Source organism: Adlercreutzia agrestimuris (assembly GCF_943193125.1).
Lineage (GTDB): Bacteria > Actinomycetota > Coriobacteriia > Coriobacteriales > Eggerthellaceae > Xiamenia > Xiamenia agrestimuris.
Window position 1 is genome coordinate 101,196 of sequence record NZ_CALPCX010000002.1, and the last position, 15,535, is coordinate 116,730.

At 47.2% G+C, this 15,535-nt stretch carries 11 protein-coding genes; 9 read left to right on the top strand and 2 right to left on the bottom strand.

Features of this window, described 5'->3' with window-relative positions:
* The first annotated feature begins 35 nt into the window (after window positions 1-35).
* The 3 genes from NFR28_RS03645 (at window position 36) to NFR28_RS03655 (ending at window position 2,413) form a co-directional block, all read left to right on the top strand.
* Window positions 36-374: a P-II family nitrogen regulator gene (locus NFR28_RS03645; RefSeq protein ID WP_251178475.1), complete on the top strand. Its 339-nt coding sequence runs from the start codon at window positions 36-38 to the stop codon at window positions 372-374.
* A gap of 272 nt (window positions 375-646) precedes the next feature.
* Entirely contained in the window at window positions 647-1,930 is a 1,284-nt protein-coding gene (gene rpsA / locus NFR28_RS03650; RefSeq protein ID WP_251178476.1) for a 30S ribosomal protein S1, read from the top strand.
* A gap of 300 nt (window positions 1,931-2,230) precedes the next feature.
* The gene (locus tag NFR28_RS03655) at window positions 2,231-2,413 is read left to right on the top strand and encodes a transposase-like zinc-binding domain-containing protein (protein WP_251178477.1); all 183 of its coding nucleotides are present in this window, start codon (window positions 2,231-2,233) and stop codon (window positions 2,411-2,413) included.
* A gap of 371 nt (window positions 2,414-2,784) precedes the next feature.
* Here NFR28_RS03655 and NFR28_RS03660 read toward each other — a convergent pair whose 3' ends face one another.
* Window positions 2,785-4,725, bottom strand: a complete 1,941-nt coding sequence (locus NFR28_RS03660; protein WP_251178478.1) for an acyltransferase family protein — start codon at window positions 4,723-4,725, stop codon at window positions 2,785-2,787.
* 275 nt (window positions 4,726-5,000) lie between these two features.
* On the opposite strand from NFR28_RS03660, the gene mnmA reads away from it, so the two are divergent.
* Together mnmA and coaE are read left to right on the top strand one after the other, a co-directional pair.
* On the top strand, window positions 5,001-6,080 hold the full coding sequence (mnmA, locus tag NFR28_RS03665; RefSeq protein ID WP_251178479.1) for a tRNA 2-thiouridine(34) synthase MnmA: 1,080 nt from the start codon (window positions 5,001-5,003) through the stop codon (window positions 6,078-6,080).
* On the top strand, window positions 6,077-6,676 hold the full coding sequence (gene coaE / locus NFR28_RS03670; RefSeq protein ID WP_251178480.1) for a dephospho-CoA kinase: 600 nt from the start codon (window positions 6,077-6,079) through the stop codon (window positions 6,674-6,676). Before mnmA ends, coaE begins: the two co-directional genes overlap by 4 nt.
* A gap of 362 nt (window positions 6,677-7,038) precedes the next feature.
* On the opposite strand, the gene NFR28_RS03675 is transcribed toward coaE, so the two are convergent.
* Window positions 7,039-8,112 (bottom strand): YeiH family protein, encoded by a 1,074-nt coding sequence (locus tag NFR28_RS03675; protein ID WP_251178481.1) that lies wholly within the window; start codon window positions 8,110-8,112, stop codon window positions 7,039-7,041.
* A gap of 198 nt (window positions 8,113-8,310) precedes the next feature.
* Between NFR28_RS03675 and uvrB the strand changes: the two genes are divergently transcribed.
* The 4 genes from uvrB (at window position 8,311) to NFR28_RS03695 (ending at window position 15,480) form a co-directional block, all read left to right on the top strand.
* Window positions 8,311-10,515 (top strand): excinuclease ABC subunit UvrB, encoded by a 2,205-nt coding sequence (uvrB, locus tag NFR28_RS03680; protein WP_275556966.1) that lies wholly within the window; start codon window positions 8,311-8,313, stop codon window positions 10,513-10,515.
* A gap of 260 nt (window positions 10,516-10,775) precedes the next feature.
* The gene (locus NFR28_RS03685) at window positions 10,776-12,107 is read left to right on the top strand and encodes a peptidylprolyl isomerase (protein WP_251178482.1); all 1,332 of its coding nucleotides are present in this window, start codon (window positions 10,776-10,778) and stop codon (window positions 12,105-12,107) included.
* A 170-nt stretch (window positions 12,108-12,277) separates the two neighbouring features.
* Window positions 12,278-14,554 carry a response regulator gene (locus NFR28_RS03690; RefSeq protein WP_251178483.1) on the top strand — a complete coding sequence of 759 codons (2,277 nt, stop codon included), beginning with the start codon at window positions 12,278-12,280 and terminating at the stop codon, window positions 14,552-14,554.
* Window positions 14,555-14,580: 26 nt separating this feature from the next.
* Window positions 14,581-15,480 carry a trimeric intracellular cation channel family protein gene (locus NFR28_RS03695; RefSeq protein WP_251178484.1) on the top strand — a complete coding sequence of 300 codons (900 nt, stop codon included), beginning with the start codon at window positions 14,581-14,583 and terminating at the stop codon, window positions 15,478-15,480.
* Window positions 15,481-15,535: the final 55 nt, after the last annotated feature.

Genomic DNA, 15,535 nt, shown 5'->3' on the forward strand with positions numbered 1-15,535 from the left:
ATACATTCCAGGAGCTTTCGCTGAAAGGAAACAATATGAAACGAGTTACTGCTATAGTGCGACCCGAGAAAATGGAGCCCATCAAAGAGGTCTTGTTTGCTCATGATGTCTCTGGCATGACAATCTCTCAGGTGCAGGGGTGCGGAAATCAACACGGTTGGAAAGAATACTACCGCGGAACCGAGGTACTTTTAAACATGATTCCCAAGGTGAAGTTCGAGCTGGTCGTAGAAGATGATCGTGCTGATGAGATTGCTGCTCTCATTGCTGATACTGCTCGCACGGGCGAAGTAGGAGATGGAAAAATCTTTATTGCTCCAGTAGAACAGGTTATTCGTATTCGTACGGGTGAAACGGGCGAATCTGCTGTATGAGAGCTGCTTCTTAACACTGTGGGAAACCTCAATAATGCAAAGCAATTTTTCCTCATATTTCTTGTGCTCAGTGTATAAATTTGTGAATGTTCACCGAGCTTCTGTGTTAAACTACGAAGGCTTATAGGAAAGTCTTATAAGCAAGGTAATTTTATTGGCCCCCGAGACATGTTTGTTGCACGTACGCATAAGCTCGCGCTTCTGCAAGCGAACATGGTAATAGTCGCAAGCAACCATGAGATGGGGTCCCCGAGTTTTGAAAGGGGTCCGTTTTGACCGACATCAAAAACACGTCCGTTATTGATTTTGAGGACATTTCAGATGATGAGATGAATCAGATGATTGACGGCACGCTGACCGAGTTTGACGAGGGTGATCTGGTAGATGGTACCGTCGTCAAGATCGAGCACGATGAGGTGCTTGTTGACATTGGATTCAAGAGCGAAGGTGTTATTCCTGCTCGCGAACTTTCCATCCGCAAAGATGCAGATCCGTCTGATATCGTAAGCTTGGGCGATGCTATTGAGGCACTCGTTTTGACCAAGGAAGACAAAGACGGTCGTCTTATCCTCTCTAAGAAACGTGCTGAGTACGAGCGTGCTTGGATTAGCGTTGAAGAGAAGTTCAAGGCTGGCGAGATTGTTACCGGTGAGGTTATCGAAGTTGTTAAGGGCGGCTTGATTCTTGATATCGGTCTGCGCGGCTTCTTGCCTGCTTCGCTTGTTGACCTTCGCCGCGTGAAGGATCTTGACATGTACCTCGGCACTGAGATTGAGGCTCGTGTTATTGAGATGGATCGCAACCGCAACAACGTTGTTCTTTCTCGTCGCGTTTTGCTTGAGGAAGGCCGCAAGAATGAGCGTGCTGAGATCCTCGCTAAGCTCACGAAGGGCATGCGCCTGAAGGGTGTTGTTTCTTCAATCGTTGACTTCGGTGCATTTGTTGACCTTGGCGGCATTGACGGTCTGGTACACATCTCTGAGCTGTCTTGGAACCACGTAAATCACCCGTCTGAGGTTGTTAAGGTTGGCGACGAGGTTGAGGTTGAGGTACTTGATGTTGACCTGAACCGCGAGCGCATTTCTTTGGGTCTCAAGCAGACCACCGAAGATCCGTGGGTAAAGCTTGTTGAGAGCTACCCGGTAGGCTCAATTGCAGACGGTAAGGTTACCAAGATCGTTCCGTTTGGTGCATTTATTGAGCTTGGTGACTCAATTGAGGGTCTAGTACACATCTCAGAGATGGCACTGCGTCACATTGACACGCCGGCTCAGGTTGTAAAGCCGGGCGACGATGTTAAGGTTAAGGTCATGGAGATCAACCCTGAGCGCCGTCGCATCTCTCTGTCAATGAAGGCTGCAGCTGCTGATTTGGGCTTCGAGATTGAGATTGATGACTCAATCGTTCCTGAGGAGAAGGCTTCTAAGAAGAAGGCTGACAAGAAGGAAGAAGAAGCTGCTGAAGTAGTTGCTGACGATGTTGTTGAGGCTGCTGCTGAAGATGCAGTTGAGGAAGTTGTTGAAGAGGCTGCCGCTGAGGTTGCTGACGCAGAATAACTTTTCTTGCAACAAAGTATTTTGTGCGGGTCACCTTCGGGTGACCCGTTTTTTTGCCCTATAACTCATAAGGGACCCGAGATTTAGACCATCCAGAGTCCCACAGTATTATTTAGGGTTATAGGACAAAAAACGTGTCTGAAAAATGGGTGTTGATGCAGGTCAGCACCCATTTTTAACCCCAATTTTCTCTTTTTTTGAAAAAATCCACTCGGACAAAAAACGTGTCTAATCTTGAAAGTTTTTCCAGTTGAGCACATATAAAAGAGAGAAATATTCTCTCTTTTTAAGGTGTCTACGATGAAGACCAAGATTTGTCCAATTTGCGGGTCTAAAATGAAAAGAAATGGTTTTAATAGCTCTGGTCGTCAACGCTGGAGATGCAAAGGTTGCAATAAGAGTGAAACCCACAAAAGAGACAACGCTACTGAGCGTTTTGAAGAGTTCTTAAAGCATCATTTTAAACAACCTTTTGTACTATAACTTGCTAACTCGCTAACTCGCATGCGTGTAGGTGCAACCTAATAGTGTGCTGCAGCGTCAATGCTAAACTGAACAGGGATTATGTCGAAATCGGGCGAAATTTAGCGAACTTGCGCACCATTATTGTTACAGAGCCGAACTAATATTTGGCGGTTTTTGGCGAAGTGTGGCAGGAAATGTTGCCGATTAGGCGGTTTTTGAAGGATGACCCACCTAATCGGCAGCTTTTCCAGCCATTTTGAGGCCCAATCCGCCTAATCGGACACATTTCCTGCCAAAGTTTGGTGTTTTATTGCAAATTTTATCACGTGAGAACTCGGGCTTGCGAAGACCCGGGCTCACGCGGAGATCCAGTCTCGCGCGCGAAGGAACTACTCTATTCCGTCAGTGTCGTCAGCGTTGATACAATTCTGCATGCCGTCCATAACAATACCGGCGTTAATGCGCGCCTCGTCCTTGAAGAAAGGCTCGATGCGATCCGTTGCCAGTTCCCAGCCGCTCTTGAGATGTGCGGCTTCGTCATCGGCATCATGGACTGGGAGATAGGAAGACACGGCATCGTAAATAAGCTGGATATATTCAGCTGCACCTTCCTCATTGAGATGCGTTCCGTCGCCATCGAACAAGTCATCTCTGCCGGCACTGTAGCTATACCAATCAATGAGATGTAGATTAGGATAGCGTTCAAGTGCACGCTCCATAGCAGAGTTTGTCTCGCCAACCCACGTTTGTGGACTGCGAGTGTTAACGAAGAACACTTGGCGATCAGGACCCGTTGCTGCCATGAGTTCATCAATTTGATCGTCGGTAGCAACGCCATTGGTGCCGAGGGCAAACACCACTACATCTCCTACGATATCTTGCGCAGCATAGGCGTTATACACCTCAGTGCCAACATAAAGTTGGCGGTTTACCGCAGCATTGATAGCGCCAAAGGGGAATTTCTCCTGGAAGTAGGGAATAGTGCGAACCGAAACCGAGTCACCAATGAGAAGAATGTCAAGCTTAGGGGCATCTTCTGCATCTTCGGGAGGAAGGCCTACAACCTGCGCTTCTTCGCTTTTGAGCAGGTCAGCGCCCTCAATTGCCGAGGTTGAAGGTACAAAGATGAGACCGCCTATTGCAATTGCGGTAATGACGGCGCCAAACGCGCATGCAAGTCCATGAAGCTGCAACCAGTCTGGCCAATCAATCTCGCCTGCGCGCCATGCGCGAATAAACTTACCTAATGCTCCATGGCGGAAGGGATTCTCAACAAATGAATATGAAATTGCTGCCGCAACAAAGATAACAGCCATCTGAATGATATACATCCACCAGGGTGTTTCGGCAATGGTAGAACGTGGGTTCATGAGAAGCAGAAGCGGATAATGCCACAGATACATTGCGTAAGAGCGCTTGCCAATCCAAACCAAGGGAGCAACGCCTGCGAATTTACCAACCAAAGAGGCAGGATGCACCATGACGGCAATAATAATGGCGGTGAGCACTGATGCAATCAGCAGGCCACCTCGATAAAGAAATGGCGAAAAGCCATCAACTTCAGCAATCATGATAATCAGCGCAATGAGAGCAACGAGACCTACGCCATCAAGTACACGTCGAACCGTTGGTGCAATTTGAACGCTTTTTGCAGCGCCGAGCATGTGTGAGGGCCACACGAATGCAAGCCACGCACCAATAAGCAGCGAAAACGCGCGTGTATCAGTGCCGTAGTAAACGCGTGAAGGATCAGCGGTGGGGTCAAAAAGAAGTGCCATTTCAAGCGCCGACAAGAGCGCCACAACCAAGGTGGCGTTACGCATGATGGAGCGTTTAACGCCAAATTTGTGAGCCGCAAATAATACAACTGGCCAAATAAGATAAAACTGCTCCTCAATTGCTAATGACCAAAAATGCGTGAGAGGAGATGGCGCACCAAGCGCATCAAAGTAGGAAACATCATGGAAGATATACCACCAGTTTGTTACCCAGAGCAATGCCGCCCACATATCTTCGCGAAGCTTCGTTAAAAGCGAGTGGTCGAAAATAGTGCAGAGAGCAGCTGCACCTAAAACAAGAAATATGATGGCAGGAAAAAGACGCCTGATACGACGGAGCCAGAATTGGGGGAGATTGATGGTCTTCGTGTTGTCCCATTCAATCGACAAAAGACTTGTGATCAAATAGCCCGACAATACGAAAAACACCGTCACACCCAAAAGACCGCCCGTGGCCCATGGCATGCCCATGTGATAAACGATGACCGCAAGCACCGCAAGCGCACGCAGTCCGTCAAGCGCCGGAATATAACGCGACTTTGCAGCCGGCATTGTTAATGTTCCCCCAATCTGCGATGCTGACTTACTAATAAGAAAACAATTGGATAGAAACTACACCGAAAGGGCGCAGTATTGCTAGTATAACAGCGAAGATTGGAAACTTTGTGGCAACTGAAGCTGTTCGTGTGCAATAGGTTACTTTTGTTGCATTCTGCGTGAGCAGCCTCAGTCAAATGGTGCTCGCGAAGATAACGGTAGCAAAAACGCAATTAATAAAAGCAGCTTAGATAAGAGCTTTATGAGCGAAAATGGTGGGAGAGAACCCTATGGAAGATAGAGAAGATAAGAACGTTACTCCACGTGTTGTGCTAGGTATGAGTGGCGGTGTTGATAGCGCTGTGGCAGCAGTGATTCTGATGAGAGCTGGATATGACGTTGTTGGTGTAACGTGTCATTTTCGTGATTCAGAGTCTTCGGAAAAGGCTGAGCGCGACGCACGCGGAGTATGCCGCTGGCTTGGGCTTGTTCACTATGTCGCTGATTGCACCGAAGAGTTTGAGCAGTGCGTCGTCTCTGAATTTATTGATCAGTACGCAAATGGTCTCACGCCAAGCCCGTGTGTGGGGTGCAATGCAACGTGTAAGATCCCTGTGCTTTTAGAAGTGGCTGACGAACTTGGTTGTGAGTATGTTGCCACGGGTCATTATGCGCGGGTTGTGCAGATGCTCTCCTCGAATAGGTATGCTATTAAAACAGCACTTGACCAGCAAAAAGATCAAAGCTATATGCTTGGAATGCTTCGCCAAGATCAGTTGGCGCGCCTGTTGTTGCCTTTGGGCGGGACGACAAAAACCGAAGTTCGCATGATTGCCCGTGACATGAAACTCTCGGTAGCTGAGAAAGAAGAAAGCCAAGATATTTGTTTTATCGAGGGCGACTATCGATCATTTTTAGCTGAACGAGGCGTGAATCTTTCGCCAGGAAATATTGTGACAGTAGAAGGCAAGATAGTTGGACATCATGACGGACTTGAGCGCTTTACGGTAGGGCAGCGAAAAGGAATTGGGGTGGCCGCTGAAAAGCCTTACTATGTCGTAGAAAAGCGCATGAATACCTCGGAGCTTGTTGTGGGATTTGCCGAGCAAGCACGCGTGCGCGCAGTGATGTGCGGATCTATGAACTACCAGCTTATTGACCGACTGGATGCGCCGTGTGAAGCTCAAGTTAAACTGCGCTATCGAAGTCAACCCGCACCGTGTATCATAGAACCTAACGCAGAGGGTCAGGGGGTTCGTATAACCTTGAGGGACCCTGAGGCGGCTACGTCGCCTGGACAATTCGCCGTGCTCTATAACGGGGATACCGTGCTTGGTGCTGGCATGATTATGGAGGTAGAGTTGGTATGAAAAAGCTGTTCGTCATTGGAGGAATGGGTGCAGGTAAATCAACCGCGCGCAAAGCTTTAGTAGACCAAGGTGTTTCCTTTATTGACCTGGATAAAGTTGGGCATGATGTTTTGATGTGGGATACGGTTAAAACCGAACTCGTGCAAACATTTGGCGAAGACATCCTGGATGAAAATGGTGAGATTGTGCGCGCTAAACTTGCTGAAAAGGCATTTGTGAATCCTTCCGAAACGCGCAAACTCAATCGGATTACTTTGCCGCGTATTGAAGAGGCGTACATGGATCAAATTGATGAACTTGAGCGCCAAGGCAACGATGCGGTAGTTGTTGAATATTCAGTATTTAAGAATCGTCAAAGTTCGCTTGCCTATGACGCTGATGCTGTTATTGCAGTTTTGGCGCCATTGGATATGCGCATTGAGCGCGCGGTAAAAGCTGGTTGGAATGAAGCTGACGTGCGTCGTCGTATTGCACAACAGATTACCGACGCTGATCGCATTGAGGCGGCTGATGTGGTCTTCAATAATGATGGTACGCCTGAAGAGCTTCGCAATGAGGTGTTAGTATGGTGGGAGGATTACAAGAAGTCGTTGTAATTCCGCCCGACACCATAACATCTATGAAACGCGGTAGTTATGCCTTTTGACCCTAAAACTGAACTTGCGGCTTTCTATGAGCGCCATTTTGATGAGTTAGTGGACGTTTGTTTGGAAGTAAACCTATGGAAGGGGACTGATTATGAAGTCGCAAACACGTACACAGGGTTTAGGTCGTAGGGGCTTTTTGGGTGCAACAGCTGCGCCGGGTGAGCCTAACTATCACAATTTCTAAGAACATGCACTCCCTTCCCTCCTTTGCGCATTGCTAATGTGCATCTCCCATTCAATGTGTATTGCCTTTAAAGAGCCCACTTCGGTGGGCTCTTGTTTTGGTGTATTCATTTTGTAAGCGAGTGTTTTTACCAGAGCCCCAATACGGCTTGCATGCCTAAACTTGCAGCGGCAATGGCAACCCAACAGCAAAAGCCCATGAGGATAGGCTTGCCACCCGATTTAACCAACTTAACAAGATTGGTATTAAGGCCAATAGCGGCCATTGCCATAACGATAAAGAACTTTGAAAGCGTCTTAAAAGGTGCAAACCATGATGCGTCAGCGCCAAGTGCAACGCAGAGCGTTGTTATTACCGAAGCAAGAATGAAGAAGAGGATGAACAGGGGAAATGCGCGTTTGAGGCTGAATCCTTCGCACGCGTTTTCGTGCTGGGCGACGCTGTGATTGCGCGCGGCTTCAGCAGCAAATTGAGCATTATCGCGTCGCGCTATAAGCATGCTTAAAACAAGTGTAATTGGAATGATGGCAAGGGTGCGTGTGAGTTTAACAATCGTTGCATCGTCAAGTGCATTTGATCCGGGATGCATGCCATCCCAAGCAGCTGCAGCTGCGGTTACCGATGAGGTATCGTTGACTGCTGTGCCTGCAAACAAACCAAAACCTTCATTTGACATACCTAAAAGGTTGCCAAGCGTGGGAAAAATGAGCGCAGCTAATACATTAAAAAGAAAAATAACCGAGATGGATTGGGCTACCTCTTCGTCTTTTGCGCGAATGACTGGTGCTGTTGCTGCAATGGCAGAACCGCCGCAGATAGATGAGCCCACCCCAATCAACGTGGAAATTGCTGAATCCATATGGAGCAATTTATGCAAGAGGTATGCCATGATAAGCGCTGTTGAGATAGTGGTTAATATGATCGGGAGCGATTCGGCGCCCACGCGAGCTATCTGGGTGAGATTGAGCCCAAATCCCAGTAAGACAACCGCGCATTGAAGGATCTTTTTGGCGGTAAAGCCAATGCCAGTCTGGACGTTTCCTCGTGAAGATTGCTTCCAAAACAGCGCAATAACCATACCTAATAATATAGCGAAAACCGGACCGCCTACTACTGGAACTGCTTCGCCCAAGAACCAACAAGGAATTGCAATAAGCGCGCAAACGCCTATGCCTAAAGCGTTTTGCTTAAGGATTGTCATCTACTCGGTCCTCTCGCTTGTAAAAATTGTTTATGAGCCTGTGTGCGATATGTTCGCGCATAGGCGTTCGTGTTTAGCAAATGAGTTAGAGCTCTCTTCGCCGTGAGTTTAGCATTAAGAGACGCGCTGCTAAAAGCTCTCTGTTACGAATTAGTGTCAGCGGTATAAAAGATATGCGAACAAATGTTCATATTTGTTATGAGACGTGCTACACTACATTTCTGCATATTTATTGTTGAAAGGATCACGGTGTCTTCGCATCTTTCTAATATTGAAGGTATTGAAATGGAAGGCAAGCTGCCTGAGGTGAGGCTTGCCTCTACGCCTTTCAAGGTGGTGTCTCCCTTTGAGCCTTCTGGTGATCAGCCCCAGGCTATTGAAGCGTTAGCGCAAGGTATTGAGGACGGTCTTCGCTATCAGACGCTTTTAGGTGTGACGGGCTCTGGTAAGACATTTACCATGGCTAAAACCATTGAGGCTGTGCAAAAACCAACGTTGGTGATGGCACCCAACAAGACGCTTGCTGCCCAGCTGGCTGCTGAGCTTAAAGAGTTTTTTCCGGAAAACTCAGTCGTATATTTTGTTTCTTACTATGACTACTATCAGCCAGAAGCCTACGTTCCGTCATCAGATACCTTTATTGAAAAGGATGCCTCTATTAACGAAGAAGTTGAAAAACTTCGTCATGCTGCAACAAGTGCGCTGCTCTCACGGAGAGACTGTATTGTAGTGGCGTCGGTTTCTTGTATTTATGGCATTGGTAGTCCTATGGACTATGCAGGCATGGCGGTTTTTGTTGATAAGCAAAAAGAAATGGATAGAGATCAGGTGATTTATGACCTGATTGATATTCAGTATGATCGCAATGATTATGAACTCAAACGCGGCACTTTTCGTGTTCGCGGAGACGCACTTGATGTTTTTCCTCCCTATGCTGACCACCCAATTCGCATAGAGTTTTGGGGCGATGAGATAGAGCGTATTACTGAAATTGACCAGGTGACAGGGGAGGTTATCAACGAGTACGAAGCACTTCCTATCTGGCCGGCATCGCATTATGTTACCGCGCGACCCAAAATGGATCATGCGTTGATGACCATCCGAGAAGAGCTTCGTCAGCGTCTTGAGCAGTTTAAAGAAGAAGGCAAGCTCTTAGAGGCCCAGCGTCTTGAAATGCGTGTGGCATACGATCTGGAAATGCTTGAGACCATGGGTTTTTGTTCAGGCATTGAGAATTATTCGCGCCATTTAGACGGTCGCGCACCAGGCGAGCCACCTTATACCCTCATAGATTATTTCCCCAAAGACTTTCTGTGCATTATTGATGAGAGTCATGTTACTGTCCCGCAGATTCGCGGCATGCATGAAGGAGACCGCTCGCGCAAAATTACACTTGCCGAACACGGTTTTCGTCTGCCAAGCTGCCTTGATAACCGTCCCTTGCGTTTTGATGAATTTGAAGATCGCATTCCTCAATTTGTCTATGTGTCCGCAACGCCTGGTGATTACGAAGAAAAAGTTAGCCAAAAGCAGGTTGAGCAAATTATTCGTCCAACAGGTTTGTTGGATCCAGAAATTGTTGTACGTCCAAGTGCAAGTCAAATTGACGATATTATCGACGAGGCGAAGGAGCGCGTGGAGAGAAATGAACGTGTGCTAATCACGACGCTCACAAAAAAGATGGCAGAAGATCTTACGGATCACCTCTTGGATCAAGGGGTGAAGGCACGCTACATGCATTCAGATATCGCAACGCTTGATCGAGTGGATATTTTGCGCGATCTTCGTAAAGGTGAATTTGATGTACTTGTTGGTATCAATCTTCTTCGAGAAGGTTTAGATTTGCCAGAAGTATCTTTGGTGGCCATTCTTGATGCTGACAAAGAAGGCTTTTTACGCAATCATCGCTCATTGATTCAAACAATTGGTCGCGCAGCGCGTAATGTCTCTGGTCAGGTAATCATGTATGCAGACAAAATAACTGACTCCATGAGGCGCGCTATTGACGAAACAAAACGTCGTCGTGAGATTCAAATGGCATATAACCAAGAGCACGGTATTGAGCCGCAGACTATTCGTAAAGCAATCAATGACATCATGAGTTATGTCACCGATGAGATGGGTAATACTACTGCTGAGCAGGTCAATAAAGAACTTGCAGAGCTTTCGCGTGAAGAGGTTCTTCGCATTATTTCTTCCATGGAAGATGAGATGGCTTCGGCTTCGCAAAATATGGACTTTGAAGAGGCGGCGCGTTTGCGTGATCAGGTGGTAACCTTGCGTGCTTCGTTGGAGGGATCTTCGGAGGCAGACGTTTTGAAGGATCTTAAAAAGACAGCACGCAAAGGCAGCGCGTTTGGTAATCGGAAAAATGCAGCATATGGAAGCAGCAGACGCTCGTAGTTTATTGTCTCAAAAATGGGACAAAGACAGCAAAAGTACGAGTTAAACAATCTGTTTCAAAATATGTAGCATATTGATATTTTGTGGCATTTTACAAGGAAGTCTTGCCAAAGTTTTGTCACAGCGGTCAAAATTACAGCCGATTATTGGCGGGGGAAGAAGAGCCAATCTCCATTTGGCAAAAGGTTTATCCCACGGACACGTGCCTTAAAGGTAAGAGGTACGCATGTTTAATTAACGTATGATTTGAAAGGTGTTACATGAAACGCTTGCATCGCATCAAACTTGCTGGCGCATTGACGCTGGCGGTTGCAGTTGGAGCTTCGCTTGCAGGATGTGCTGGTGATAATTCTGGCAGCACTGGTGTCTCGGATACGTCGCAAGGTGTTGCTGCTACCCTGACCATCGGGGATACAACAACTGATATTGGTGAAAAAATCGTCACGGAATATATCGAGGATTTTCGTGCCACTACGAATCTGAGCGAAGATGACGCGTGGGGTGAGTGGATGGCAGATAATGGCTATACGCCCGAAACCGTACGCGATGACGTTATTCAATATTATGCTCGTGATCTCATGATTCGTGCAGCCGCTGAAGAAAAAGGCGTAACAGTAGAGCAAAGTGAAATTGACGAGCAGCTCAATGATGTGAAGGGCCAATTTGAAGGTGACGAAGCTTGGCAGCAGGCTCTTGAGGCTTCAGGTCTGACTGAAGAAGAGTATCGCGATACCGTTATTGAGCCCCGTTTGCTTGAGCAAAAGCTCAGCGAAGCAGTTGCTGCTGAGACCACCGAAGAAGTAACCGATGATCAGGTGCTTGCTTTGATTCAAGAGAACGTTACGCAGTTGGAAGGCTCGAAGAAGTCCAGCCAGATTCTTTTTGGTGCAGATGATGAGCGAACAGCTCGTGAGGCGCTCAATCGCATCAATTCAGGTGACTTGACCTTTGAAGATGCAGTCAATGAGTATTCTTTAGACGACGCAAGCAAAGCCAACGGTGGCGATATGGGCTGGGACAGCCTTGCTGCACTTACGACAAGCTATTATGCTGCCCTTGAAGATCTTGATCTTGATCAGGTAAGTGATTTAGTTTTTGATGATGATGGTATTCGCATTATCAAGTGCACTGAAGTGCTTTCCGTACCTGAAGATGGATTCACTTCTCTTGACCAGGTGCCAACTGATTTTGTAGAACTGTTCCGTTCTCAGGCTTCTGCTATGGCATCCACGACTTTTAGCGATTGGTTCGCAGAGTACGCTGATGCTGCAGATCTCGTTATCAATCCCATGCCTGAAGGTTTGCCATACTCAATTGATATGGCGCCATATCAAAGCGAAGCTGCCCTTGAGGGCGCCGGCATTGATGAAGGAGAAGTAGCTGGCGACGTTCCTGTTGAGGGAGAAGAAGTTGCTGTTGAAGAGAATACTGAAGAAAACGTTGAAGGCGGAGAGAACAACGGTGAAGACGTCATGAACAATGAGGGCATGACTGAGGACTTTCAAGAGGGAACCGAGAACAATCAACCCAATGAGTCAAACACACCAGATCAAAATCCGGCAACAAATACACCAACCGTACCCGGTCAGTAAAGCGCGAGCTTTCTGAGAGGGGCTTTCAGGTCCACTGTTTGTTTCCCGGTTAAGTCATCATTTGGTTAACCGATAGAAAACGGCATTTCATCAAAGCTTTTGTTGAACGATAATGTAAAGGTCTTTGCACGAGAGAGCAAAGACCTTTATTGCGTTTGAGGAGAAGTGCAATGCCGGAGACGAATTCTACAGAAGACATAAAGAAGCAATATAGGGCAACATCTCGTTTAGCTGCCATTATTGCGGGTGTGGTTGTTGTTCTTCTGATTACTTCTTATATTGTTATTACCAACAATGTTGTTTCCCTTACCAATCAAATAGATTCAATTCGCACGGGAGCATATCCTGTTTCGGTTGCGGCGGGACGCGTTGAAACCCTTCTTGTGCAACTGCAAACGCTTGCAGATATACCGTTGTATGTTCGCACTGATGAAGCCATTAATGGCATGGAGCGTTCATATGAACAAATTGACGATGAACTCTGCGGATTCATCACGGTGCTTGCTGAGAGCGAGATGGTAACAGGCACTGAAGGTATTAAGCTGCAAGAAGGTTACGAAAAGCTTGTTTCGCTCCAAGAACAGCTTTTGGTGCTTGCAAAAGATGGCAGCGTTACCGATGTTGAAATTGCCGCATTCGTTAACGAAGATATTCGCCCGCTTATAGCGGAACTTTTGCAATGCGATATCACCATCTTGGAAGAATCCAGCGATTCAGTAGAAGCGCTTTATGCCAGTGGTGCCGCTCGAGGAACCTTTACAATAATGCTTGCTACGGTGCTCTTCGGCGTTGTGCTCATATCGCTTATTGCTTACTTGCTTATGCTTCGCCGTCGCATACAACAACAAGAGGTTATGCAGCAAAAGGTTGAAGATGCGCTTGCTTTGGCAGAAAGCGCAAGTGCGGCTAAATCGCAATTCCTCTCCAACATGAGCCACGATATTCGAACTCCTATGAATGCAATTGTAGGCTTGACCACTATTGCTACATCGCACATTGATGACACGCAACGCGTTCAAGAGTGTTTGAATCGTATCTCTACGTCTTCCAAACACTTGCTCTGCCTCATTAACGACGTGCTTGACATGAGCAAAATCGAACGTGGCAAAATCATGCTTAACGAGGAGCGCTTCAATTTCCCCGATATGATTAATGAAGTTGTCACCATTGTGCAGCCACAAACGCGCGCTAAGAAACTCATGCTTGATATTGTTATTGGCAACATTGAACAAGAGGTTGTCATTGGTGATTCTATGCGCATTAATCAGGCATTACTAAACTTGCTTGGCAATGCGGTCAAGTATACGCCTGAAGGAGGCATGGTTCGCTTTTCATTGAGCGAAGAGACATCGCGCCGTGTTGGATATCGCGACTATCGTTTTGTAGTTCAAGACAACGGCGTTGGCATGACAGAGGATTTCGTCAAGCACGTCTTTGATCCATTTGAGCGCGAAGAGGGTGGCTTTGATCATTCCATTGAAGGCACCGGTCTTGGTATGGCTATCACCAAAAATGTTGTGGAGATGATGGGTGGCACCATTGAGGTGAAAAGCACGAAGGGCAAAGGCTCAACCTTCACGATGACTATTCCATTGAAGCCAGCCGAAGATAGCGATGTTGAAGAGGACTTCTCGCAGCTTGAGGGACTTGAAGTACTTATTGTTGATGATGACACCGACGTTTTGGAGAATACCGTTGCTATACTCAAAGAAGTAGGCGTGGTGGGTTCAAGCGCTTCTTCGGGTCTTGAAGCGGTAGCGTTGGTTGTGCAAGCGCATGTTGCCAAAAATGACTACCAAGCCATCATTGTGGATTGGATGATGCCGGGGGTAGATGGCATTGAAACCATTCGCCGCATTCGTGAAGAGGTGGGCGATGCTATGCCCATCATATTGTTGACCGCCTATGATTGGACTGAAGTTGAAGACGAGGCGCGCGATGCGGGAGTAACAGCTTTTATTTCTAAACCGCTGTTTAAGTCGCGCTTGTGTCATGTTCTCAAGGCGTGCTGCGTTGAGCAGGATATTCAAGTAAGTCCTCGCAAGGCACAGGAAGAGAAAAAACTGACTGGACGCGTTTTGCTCGTGGAAGACAATGAGCTTAATCGCGAAATTGCGCGTGAACTAATAGGGCAAACTGGTGCTGTAGTTGAGGAAGCTTGCGATGGTGTGAAAGCAGTTTCCATGGTTTCAAAAGCGCCGGATGGCTACTATGACCTGGTCTTCATGGATATGAAAATGCCCCGCATGGATGGCATTGAAGCGACAAGAACTATTTGCGAGATAGCGGTTCAAGACAAACGTCGCATGCCTCCTATTGTGGCCATGACAGCAAATGCATTTAGCGAAGACAGAATACGTGCGCTAGATGCAGGCATGGAAGGTTTTATGACCAAGCCAATTGATGTCAAAGAGTTGAATCGAACTTTGCGAATGTATTTGTCCTAAGGCGGCATGTTTGCGATACTTATAGTATGGAAACAGCGTTTTGGCAACAAATGGTAGAAGCCCAAGTACTTACCGTGCCGTGGAGTATTGATTACTTCTCGGTTATTGTTGGTGTGCTTACCGGTGCGCTTTTCGCATGCGATCGCAAGCTTGACATCATTGGCACCGTCGTACTTGGTCTTTTGACGGGCTACGGTGGCGGCATTGTTCGTGACCTGCTCATGCAAGATTATGGGGTGTATTTCACCTCACATCCAGATTTGATTTTGATCTGCATCTTTATTTGCACATTCGTATTTTATTTCCGCGGGATTTTTCGCCATCTTGATGCGACAGTGTTCTTTGCAGATGCGCTCTCTGTTGCGCTTTTTGCGTTGGCAGGCGCTTCAAAGGCATACTCGTGTGAACAAGGCATCGTTTTGTCTATCATCTTAGGTGGCCTTACCGCAGTGGGTGGCGGGGCAATCCGTGATATTTGTGTAGGCGAAACTCCGGGCATTTTCCAGCGGAGCAATTTTTATGCCGTAGCTGGTTTGGGTGGCTCCGTGGTGTATGTTGCACTGGCGGCAGCAGGAAGTCCCTTGGTGTTGGCAGGTATCGCATGCGTATTTTGCGTTGTGTTTCTGCGCTATTGGAGTGTTTATTTTGACTGGAAGACGCGCTCTGAGGCAGATTTGACACCCAAAGTGGCGAAGGGTGTTCGCGTAGTGACGCACAAGGCAGGGCGTGTGGGTCATTTTGCAGGGCGTGTGGTGAGCAGGCTGGGTCGAGGGATCGTTGGTGTGTTTTTGCATGGTGGAGATGCCGAACGAGCCATTCGCAAACACAAAAGTGGGTTTATACTCAGGCATAAAGATCATAATGACGATGCAGCATATGACAAGCATGTCGTATCGTCTGACGACAAGAGCGGATTTGAGGGCTAAGACTTGCGCGACGTAAGCTTTAGCCTAGTGAACACAAGTTTTCGTAAAGGAATTT